Genomic DNA, 9,158 nt, shown 5'->3' with positions numbered 1-9,158 from the left:
TTTCTTGAGTACACCTGGACATAGAGTTAGACCTCCTAATGTTGGTTGGGTGTCCAACATTAGGGGTGCAACTCAGCTGTGAGGAGGCTCGCCTTCCGCCCGGGGAAAGCGAAGTCTTGACAGGAAATCATCAGCGGTGGAATACGTGATCTCATTGTTCTTCCTTAGAGTGTATAGATCCAGTTATGACCCAGCCACTTTTTGTTGGACAGTTCCGTGATTCATAGGAAAATAGTCGTTTTTAACCATACAATTAAGGGTAACCCTATACTAAATACCACTATTTTCTATAAACAATAGGAGGGACCCATATTGATCAGCCAAACGAGAGACATTGTCCAGAAATCATTGAATGCGTTATTAGAAGATCAGTCATTTTTACCGGAAGTAAAAGGAGAGACAAGAAAGAAAGCGTTTACTTCGTTGACGTCGATCCTGTCGACGCCGAATCATGTACATAAATCGTATTTGAGGATTCCCCTTGGGGACGAAAAGGTCGTCCGGATCCCGGCGTTTCGGGTACAGCATAATAATGCCCTCGGACCTTATAAGGGAGGGATCCGGTTCCATGAGTCGGTGAATGAGGAAGAGGTCGTGAACCTGGCGTCATTGATGACGTTGAAGAATGCCCTCCATGATGTTCCGTTCGGAGGCGGGAAAGGCGGGATCATCCTGAATCCCCGGGAGTATTCCGAGAAAGATCTTCACTTGATTTCGAGGAAGTATGTCCAGTACTTCAGTGATATTCTTGGACCTGATAAAGATATCCCGGCCCCTGATATGGGATCCGGCGAGCGGGAGATGGACTGGATGATGGCAGAGTATAAGAGTATTCGTCCAGGGATGCCATATAGAGGGAGCTTTACAGGCAAAAGCATTGTGAATGGAGGATCCCTCGGTCGTCGGGAAGCGACAGGGAAAGGGGTATTCTTTACATTCCGTTACCTTGTCCATGATTTTGTGAGGGAGCAGAAGAGCCTGTTGACCAAAACGGATAACATTTTCGCAAAAACGGCTCTGGATTATGAAAATCGACCGTTGACGATTGCCGTCCAGGGGTTTGGGAACGTGGGATCCGTCGCAGCACTTGAAGCTCATCAGTCCACTCACCTGCAGAATAAAGTGGTGGCGGTGAGTGACCGGAATGTTACGTTGTTCAATCCAGATGGCCTGGATATCCCGGCTTTGGTCGAATTCACCATGAAGAATAGGGGAGATCTCCCGACTGAAGAGGGGCAATTGAAAGAAATCGGTGTGAAGGCGGATATCCGCGAGCGGGATGAGGTCCTTTACCTGGACGTCGATGTCCTGATGCTTGCAGCCCTTGAAGATCAGGTCCACAAAGAGAACGTAGGAAAAGTGAAAGCGAGGATCATCGTCGAAGGGGCGAATGCGCCAATCACCACCGAAGCGGATTCGTATTTAAGTGAAAAAGGAGTCATCATCATCCCGGACATCCTCGCCAATGCAGGAGGGGTGATCGTCTCCTACTTCGAATGGCTACAGGGCAGGGAAACCCAGTTCTATAAAGAGGACGAAGTATTCAATCTCCTCTACGACAAGATGAAATCCACCCTGGACACCGTCCTGCCACTCTTCTTCGGAGATCCGTTCCCACTCCGCCAGAACTGCTACATCCACTCCGTCATGAAACTTTCGACGGTGTTATATAGACAGGGAAAACTGTATTAACACCTTTTGAGGGACGGACCTTTATTCCTAGGAGCAGGTACTAGGAGTCGAGGTCCGTCCCTCTTTTTTATCTTTGAATCTATTACGGTGAGATGTTATAGTGGGGTTTAGAATGGGTTTGAACGAAACACTGGTTTGGTCAGGGGGTTTATGGATAGGATGTCTATTGATCGAAGAGCGTTGATTGTGGAGGCGGCGACGAAGTCTTTTTCGCTGTTTGGGTATAAGGCGACTACGATGGAGCAGGTAGCGAAGCTAGCGAATGTCGGGAAAGGAACGATTTACACGTTCTTTAAGAATAAGGATGAGTTGTTTGAGGAAATTGTGTATAGCATGGTGAGGGAAATGAAATCCTCAGCAGATCTTGCCCTACACCCGGACAACACCTTTTATGAAAATGTTCACCGGGCATTGATTACGCTTCTTGAGTACCGGACAGACCATCAATTGATGCTGAAGCTGATAGAGGAAGAGAAGCAAATCGGCACCCGGGCAGTGGAGGAAATGCTTCAACATATCGAGAATGAATTGCTTTCGTATATTAAAAGTAAGATTGATCGGGCTATGGAGAGTGGGCAGATCAACCCGTGTGATACGGAAGTCATTGCATTTATCTTGTTGAAGGTATACATTTCCCTTGTTTCTGATTGGGAACGGAATCACAAGCCCCTATCGTCTGAAAAAATCGCCGCAATCATGGAGGATTATTTACTGAACGGATTATCCACGTAAATGGTCCTTTCTTTTTTAGACGTCTATGACCAAATGGTGAAAATAGTCATATATTCGAAAGGGTTGATAAAATGAAAGGATTGCATTCACTTAAGGGTGAATTTCGTAACATTTTCACGAATAAAACCCTGTTGATTGCCGTCTTAGCCGTATTGTTTGTCCCTGTGTTATACAGTGGTACATTCTTATGGGCGTTCTGGGATCCGTACGGACAGGTGGATCAGCTCCCTGTCGCCGTCGTCAATAAAGATAAAGGCGCAGATTTCGACGGTGAAAAATTAACGATCGGTAAAGACTTTGTAGAAGACTTGAAAGAAAATAACAAATTTGACTGGAGATTCGTGGATGAAAAGAAAGCCGATCGGGGACTTGAGAACAGGGACTATTATTTAAAAATCGAAATTCCCGAAAATTTCTCTGAACATGCCACCACTCTTAAGGAGGTTCATCCTGAAAAACTTGAATTGATCTATACGGCCAATCAGGGCTCCAATTACCTTTCTTCAAAAATAGGAGATTCCGGGATTGAAAAGATCAAGGAAGAGGTATCGCAAGCCGTCACCAAAACCTATGCGGAATCAATGTATGATCACATCAAGGAAATCGGGGACAAACTGAACGAAGCCAGTGATGGAGCGGGAGAGCTGACTGATAAGCTGGGCAATGCCAAATCGGGTTCCGATGACCTTCACGACGGGATCGACTCGGCCCATGAAGGAGCCAATAAACTGTCGGACGGAATTGGAGATGCCCAATCCGGTGCGAATAAACTCGACGACGGTGTCGGCTCCGTTGCAGCGGGTGCCAATAAGCTTGAAAATGGCGCAAACTCAGCCCAGAGTGGAGCAGGCGACCTGAAAGAGAATATCGGAAAAGCTCAAAATGGCGCAAAAGACCTGAACGGCGGAATCAACAGCGTGAATAGCGGAGCTCAAACGTTAAATGAAAAGCTTCAGGAACTCGCCGGTAAGTCCACGTCCTTTTCGACAGGTGTCGATACGGCGTATGCGGGCTCGAAAAAGGTATCGGACGGACTTCAATCCTTTGATGCGGCCCTCACGCAAATGACGGAAGGAAATACAAAGCTTCTGGACGGAGCGAAGGAAACGCAAAAAGGCGCACAGGATCTTGCAGGTGGCCTTCATCAGTCTCAAGATGGATTAAATGAGATGAATGATAACCTTCCAGATTTGGCTGAAGGCTCGAAGCAGGTAGCCGATGGGGCTGGTGCACTGGCTGGTAAGGCGGTTGACTTTAAAAATGGTGCAGACGAGACGAAAACAGGGTCTGATCAAGTCAGTCAAGGTCTGCAGGAAGCGACGGCCAATGTCGATCTTCTGATTGCACAGGAACAGGATCCTGCTCAAAAGCAGCGTTTGCAAGAACTAAAATCATCTCTTAGTCAATTGACAGGCGGCAGTCAGAAGGTAAGTGGAGGTTTGCAGCAACTTTCAGACAATGCAGCTGTTCTGCAGTCCAAATCCGAAGACCTCTCATCCGGTGCGAAAGAAGTATCGGATGGCCAGTCAAAGATATTAAAAGGATTCGGACAGATTACAGATGGTCAGCAAAAGCTGGCAGCTGGAGCAGATCGACTGGCTGATGGCCAGAATCAACTCGTTTCAGGTCTTTCTCAATTCAGTGAAAAATTAGGCGATGCCAAAACAGGTGTTCAGCAACTCGTAAACGGAAGCACCGCCTTAACCACGGGCCTGGGAAAACTGGACGATGGAACCGACGCCTTACAAAAAGGCTCAGAAAAACTCGCCAAAGGATCCTCCGATCTCGCTGATGGAACGAGCCGTTTATCTACGGGCTCTGATCGACTGGTGAACGGTCTCGGCGGCCTGTATGCCGGTTCCGGAAAACTGTACAACGGACTTGGCGAGCTTTCAAAAGGGTCGAATGATCTGTCGGAAGGACTGGGTATGTTCTCAAGCAAATTCAAAGATCTCATGAGCGGACTGGGAGAACTCCGGAACGGATCCACGGACTTATCATCCGGTCTCGGCGAACTTTCAAACGGTTCAACCGACCTGACAGATGGTCTGAATAAACTGACAGATGGATCCTCCGAGCTGAAAGATAAGCTTGCTGATGGTGCCAAGGATGCGAATGACGTCAACGCCAATGACGATATCTATGATATGTTCGCAAAACCTGTCACCCTCACCGACAAGCCGATTCATGATGTACCAAACTATGGAACGGGCTTCACCCCGTACTTCCTGTCACTCAGCTTGTTTGTCGGGGCACTCGTGATTTCGATCATCTTCCCGATGCGGGAACCGGCTGTCACACCAAGCAGCGGATTCGGATGGTTCATCGGGAAATTCGGCGTTCTCCTGTTTGCAGGGGTATTTCAGGCGCTACTGGCCGATTCTATTCTTTTATGGGGACTCGGCCTTGAAGTGACCAGTATCCCACTCTTTATCATGATGAGCATCCTGGCAAGCTGGACGTTCCTATCAATTATCCAATTCCTGGTGACAACACTCGATAATCCAGGACGATTCATCGGGATTCTCATCCTGATACTACAATTGACGAGCAGTGCAGGAACCTATCCGGTGGAATTGATCCCTGAATTCCTGCAGCACTTCTCGAATTTCTTGCCGATGACGTATACAATCAATGCATTCAGGGCCATTATCTCCACAGGGGATTATGCGTTCATGTGGCATAATGTGATGTTCACCCTTATCTTCTTATTTGTTGCCATGGGAGGAACCATCCTTTATCTCACATTCAGATTTCGTATCCTTCGCAGGAGGCATTACCGTGAAATAGAAGCATGATGGAAAACCGGAGACAGTGATCTCCGGTTTTTTTTTCGTCAAAGGGTGTCTGATCTTCTTTCAAGTCCCTATATAAAGGGTGAAAGGAGGTGAGGCACATGGCAACAGCGGATTTGAAATCGACAAGAATACGTTTGGCTTTCAATGATGGCCTGGACGAGAAAGGGAAACCTAAGTTTGCGTACAAATCTTACAACTACATCAATGCCCTGGCAACGCCGGATGATATGAACAGTGCAGCATTATCCATCGCAAGTCTTTCATCCAAAGTGCTTTTCAACGTTGAAAAGCTCCAAAGCTTCGACATTAATGAGTAACCGGAAAAGAGGTATCTTATAGGAAAGGAGGAATAACAGATGGCAAAAGTATTGGAACTGGAATTCAAAACCGAAGAAGGGAAGTCAGCGAAGCTATCCATCAATGATCCCATCGAGCCGATTGACACATTGGCGGTCAAAGCCGCAATGGACAACCTGATTGCGACCGACGTGTTTGGGAGTTCGACGGGTGCGTTCGTCAGTGTGGAAGGAGCCCGCGTAGTGGAGCGGAATGTAACGGATTATGATGTGATGTAAATAAGTAGCGTCCGGGAAGTCAGTGAAGACTGGCTTTCCGGACGCTTTTTTACAGCTTCCCTTATTCAGCCATAACACTGAAATCATTCAATCTACCAATGTATGAGTGTACCCTCTTTTTTAGCAGGTAAAAAAAATAAAAATTTTACTAAAATTAACTTGACTGATATCTGAATATTTACTAAAATCGTACATAAGATGTAAACGCTTTCTTATGAGTGATTGTTACGGGAGACGATTACAGCTCTTTTAATCTATGAAAAACAAGGGGGACATGGGGTATGAAGAAGGTTTTCGTTTTAATGGGTATCATTGCGACGTTGATCATTGCCGGATGCAGTTCAGGAAGCAGTGGTTCCGAAAGCAAGGACGGGAAGGTGACACTGACTGCCTGGGCATGGAATGTGAACGTAGGGCTCTGAATGATGCCGTCAAGGAATATCAAAAAGATCACCCGAACGTAAAACTGAAGGTGGAGGATATCGGACGACTGGACGTCTATGACAAGTTATCCACGGGCTTAGCGGCTGGCGGTGTCGGCCTTCCTGATATCGTATTGGTGGAAGACGATCGTATCCATGGTTATGTGGAAGCATTCCCTGAAGGATTCTTGAATCTTTCTGATAAAGGATTCTCAGATCACGAAGATCAATTCCCATCGTTCAAAAATGACCTGGCGCAAGTGGAAGGCAAATATTACGCCATGCCGTTTGATGCGGGTCCTGGCGGAATGTTCTATCGCCGCAGCCTGTTTGAAAAAGCGGGAGTGAAAGCAGAAGACATCAGTACATGGGATGATTTCCTCGAAGCCGGGAAGAAAATCAAGGAGGCAACCGGTTCATATGCCATGCCTCTTGATATGTTCAAAGATGACCCGACTTTCCGTATGATGCTGAACCAGCAGGGTGTTTTCTATTATGACGAAAAAGGCAACATCGACCTGACCAATTCAAAAGCAGTGAAAGCCATGGAAATCCAGAAAAAATTTGCCGATGCGGATTTAATTAAAAACGTCGACGGCTGGAATGGCGTTGTTTCTTCTACAGTCGATGGCTCCGTTGCGACGATTCCCTTCGGTGCATGGTATTACGGAACGATTGTGGATCAGGCGAAGGATACGAGTGGAGACTGGGGCGTATTCTTACTTCCTGCAGTCGAAGAAGGCGGCAACCGTGCTTCCAACCTTGGAGGTTCAAGCTGGATGATTCCTGCAGAAAGTAAAAACGCAGACGCAGCGTATGATTTCTTAGAATACTTCTCAACAGACAAGGATACTCAAATCATGGCGATGGAAGACTACGGACTGTTCCCATCCCTGAATACGACGTATGAGTCCGACGTATTTAATGGCGAAGTGGAATTCTTCGGAGGACAAAACATCTGGAAGCTGTTTGCAGATGAAATGAAGGATGTCCCGACGGCTTACTACACGAAAGACTATTCCCTTGCATTGGATGAAGCCATCAAGGCGCAAGCCGATGCATTCAATGGAACCAAAGCGGAAAAAGCCCTTGAAGAAGCGGCAAAACGCTTAAGTGACCGGACGAAACGTGATATCAACAAGTAAGGAGTAAGAAAAGAGAGAGTTAGAGCCAAGGGGTTCTTGTGGTCTAAGTCTCTCTTTTTCTATCAAGAAACAGGGCGGCTTCTAAGGCTTCCTACCGGAAAGAAGGTTGACGTATGAAAACGAAATCATATATTCCATATTTATTCATTGCACCCGCAGTCATTCTGTTCAGTGTGTTCATGCTCTATCCGATCATCTCTTCTTTTATTCTGAGCTTCCAGACAGGTCAGGGAGCGACGCTGACATTTGTCGGACTTGATAATTATAAGCGTTTGCTGTCTGATGACATCTTTCATACGGCACTGAAAAACACCTTTATCCTGCTCGTCATTCAAGTACCGATCATGGTGCTGCTGGCGCTCGTATTGGCCTCCTTATTAAATTCAGCTCTGCTTCGAATGAAGGGCTTCTTCCGAGTCACCTTCTTTCTTCCGGCTGTCACGTCCCTGGTGGCCTACTCCATCATTTTCTCCATCATGCTGATGAACGATGGGGTCGTCAATCAGCTATTGACGTCATTGGGCTTCAAGGCGATCCCGTGGCTGAACGATCCTTTCTGGGCGAAGGCATCCCTGATCATAGCCATGACATGGCGGTGGGTGGGTTACAATATGGTCATCTATTTAGCCGGACTTCAGAATATTCCCGAAGAGCTTTACGAGGCGGCCAGCATGGACGGCGCTTCCCGCATTCGCCAGTTCTTCTTCATCACCATTCCTCAATTAAAGCCGGTGATTCTCTTTACGGTCGTTCTATCCACCATCGGGACGCTGCAATTATTCGATGAACCGTTCGTTCTGACAAAGGGTGGACCGAGTGATGCGACATTAACGATCGGTATGTATTTGTATCAAACAGGATTCCGTTACTTCGACTTCGGTTACGCTTCAACGATTGCATATGTCATCGTGATTCTAATCGGGATCATGACGTTTATCCAATTCAAAATTACGGGTGATCAAGAATGAAACAATCAAAATCAGGTAGAAAAATCGTTCTGTATATCGTATTAGCTCTTGGTGCGCTTGTATCGTTATTTCCCTTTTACTGGGCAGCGATCGGCGCGACGAATGAAAGCGGAAAAATGTTCTCGAAGCCGCCGGTCCTTGCACCTGGCGAAAAACTGGTGGAAAATGTACAAAATCTGAACGAAGCGATCGGGATCGGACGCGTCATGTTCAATTCGTTATTCATCGCCATCGTCTACACAATTCTGAGCTTGTTGATCTGTTCCATGGCGGCCTATGCCTTTGCAAAATTCCGCTTCAAAGGCAGGAATATCATCTTTGGAATCTTCTTGCTGTCGATGATGGTGCCTTATCATGCGACCATCATTCCACTGTTCAAAATGATGGCGGGATTCGGATGGTTGAACACGTATAAAGCCGTGATCCTTCCCAACCTTGCCTACCCATTTGCGATTTTCCTGATGAGGCAGAATATGCTGGCTTTCCCCACTTCCCTCATTGAAGCTGCGCGGATCGACGGCTCGGGGGAATGGAAGATTTTCTTCAAGATCGTCATGCCGTCCATGAAGCCTGCACTTGCTGCGACAGCGATTTTCTTATTCCTGTACCAGTGGAACAGCTTCCTATGGCCGTTGATCGCACTGTCATCGACGGATATGTACACCTTCCCCGTGGCGCTTTCCAGTTTATTCGGTCTTTCCAGAATCGACTATGGTCAGGTCATGGCAGGAGTGACCATCGCAACGATTCCAATCATCATTTTCTTCCTGGCTCTTCAACGCCAGTTTATTTCTGGCATGCTTGGCAGTGCCGTTAAATAATAAGG

General features: G+C 46.9%; 9 protein-coding genes. All 9 read left to right on the top strand.

Annotation, left to right across the window (positions count from 1 at the left end; translation table 11 throughout):
• Positions 1-312 precede the first annotated feature (312 nt).
• The 9 genes from JI667_RS17725 (at position 313) to JI667_RS17690 (ending at position 9,153) form a co-directional block, all read left to right on the top strand.
• Positions 313-1,692, top strand: coding sequence for a Glu/Leu/Phe/Val family dehydrogenase (locus JI667_RS17725; RefSeq protein WP_206857540.1), 1,380 nt, complete (start codon positions 313-315; stop codon positions 1,690-1,692).
• Between the two features lie 159 nt (positions 1,693-1,851).
• Positions 1,852-2,424, top strand: coding sequence for a TetR/AcrR family transcriptional regulator (locus JI667_RS17720; protein ID WP_206857539.1), 573 nt, complete (start codon positions 1,852-1,854; stop codon positions 2,422-2,424).
• Between the two features lie 71 nt (positions 2,425-2,495).
• A complete protein-coding gene (locus JI667_RS17715; RefSeq protein ID WP_206857538.1) occupies positions 2,496-5,222 on the top strand; it encodes a YhgE/Pip family protein in 2,727 nt (908 codons plus the stop codon).
• 98 nt (positions 5,223-5,320) lie between these two features.
• On the top strand, positions 5,321-5,539 hold the full coding sequence (locus JI667_RS17710; protein WP_206857537.1) for a DUF1659 domain-containing protein: 219 nt from the start codon (positions 5,321-5,323) through the stop codon (positions 5,537-5,539).
• 39 nt (positions 5,540-5,578) lie between these two features.
• Positions 5,579-5,797: a DUF2922 domain-containing protein gene (locus JI667_RS17705; RefSeq protein WP_206857536.1), complete on the top strand. Its 219-nt coding sequence runs from the start codon at positions 5,579-5,581 to the stop codon at positions 5,795-5,797.
• A 281-nt stretch (positions 5,798-6,078) separates the two neighbouring features.
• Entirely contained in the window at positions 6,079-6,219 is a 141-nt protein-coding gene (locus JI667_RS22805; RefSeq protein ID WP_244668377.1) for a hypothetical protein, read from the top strand.
• The gene (locus JI667_RS17700) at positions 6,195-7,364 is read left to right on the top strand and encodes an ABC transporter substrate-binding protein (RefSeq protein ID WP_244668376.1); all 1,170 of its coding nucleotides are present in this window, start codon (positions 6,195-6,197) and stop codon (positions 7,362-7,364) included. The genes JI667_RS22805 and JI667_RS17700 overlap by 25 nt, the downstream gene beginning before the upstream one ends.
• 113 nt (positions 7,365-7,477) lie before the next feature.
• The gene (locus JI667_RS17695) at positions 7,478-8,332 is read left to right on the top strand and encodes a carbohydrate ABC transporter permease (RefSeq protein WP_206857535.1); all 855 of its coding nucleotides are present in this window, start codon (positions 7,478-7,480) and stop codon (positions 8,330-8,332) included.
• Complete coding sequence (locus JI667_RS17690) at positions 8,329-9,153, top strand: carbohydrate ABC transporter permease (protein WP_206857534.1); 825 nt, start codon at positions 8,329-8,331, stop codon at positions 9,151-9,153. The genes JI667_RS17695 and JI667_RS17690 overlap by 4 nt, the downstream gene beginning before the upstream one ends.
• Positions 9,154-9,158 lie beyond the last annotated feature (5 nt).

The organism is Bacillus sp. NTK074B (assembly GCF_017303375.1).
Taxonomy (GTDB): domain Bacteria; phylum Bacillota; class Bacilli; order Bacillales; family Bacillaceae_B; genus Rossellomorea.
Note: the sequence above shows the minus strand (reverse complement) of the source record. Positions and strands in the feature narration are given on the sequence as shown.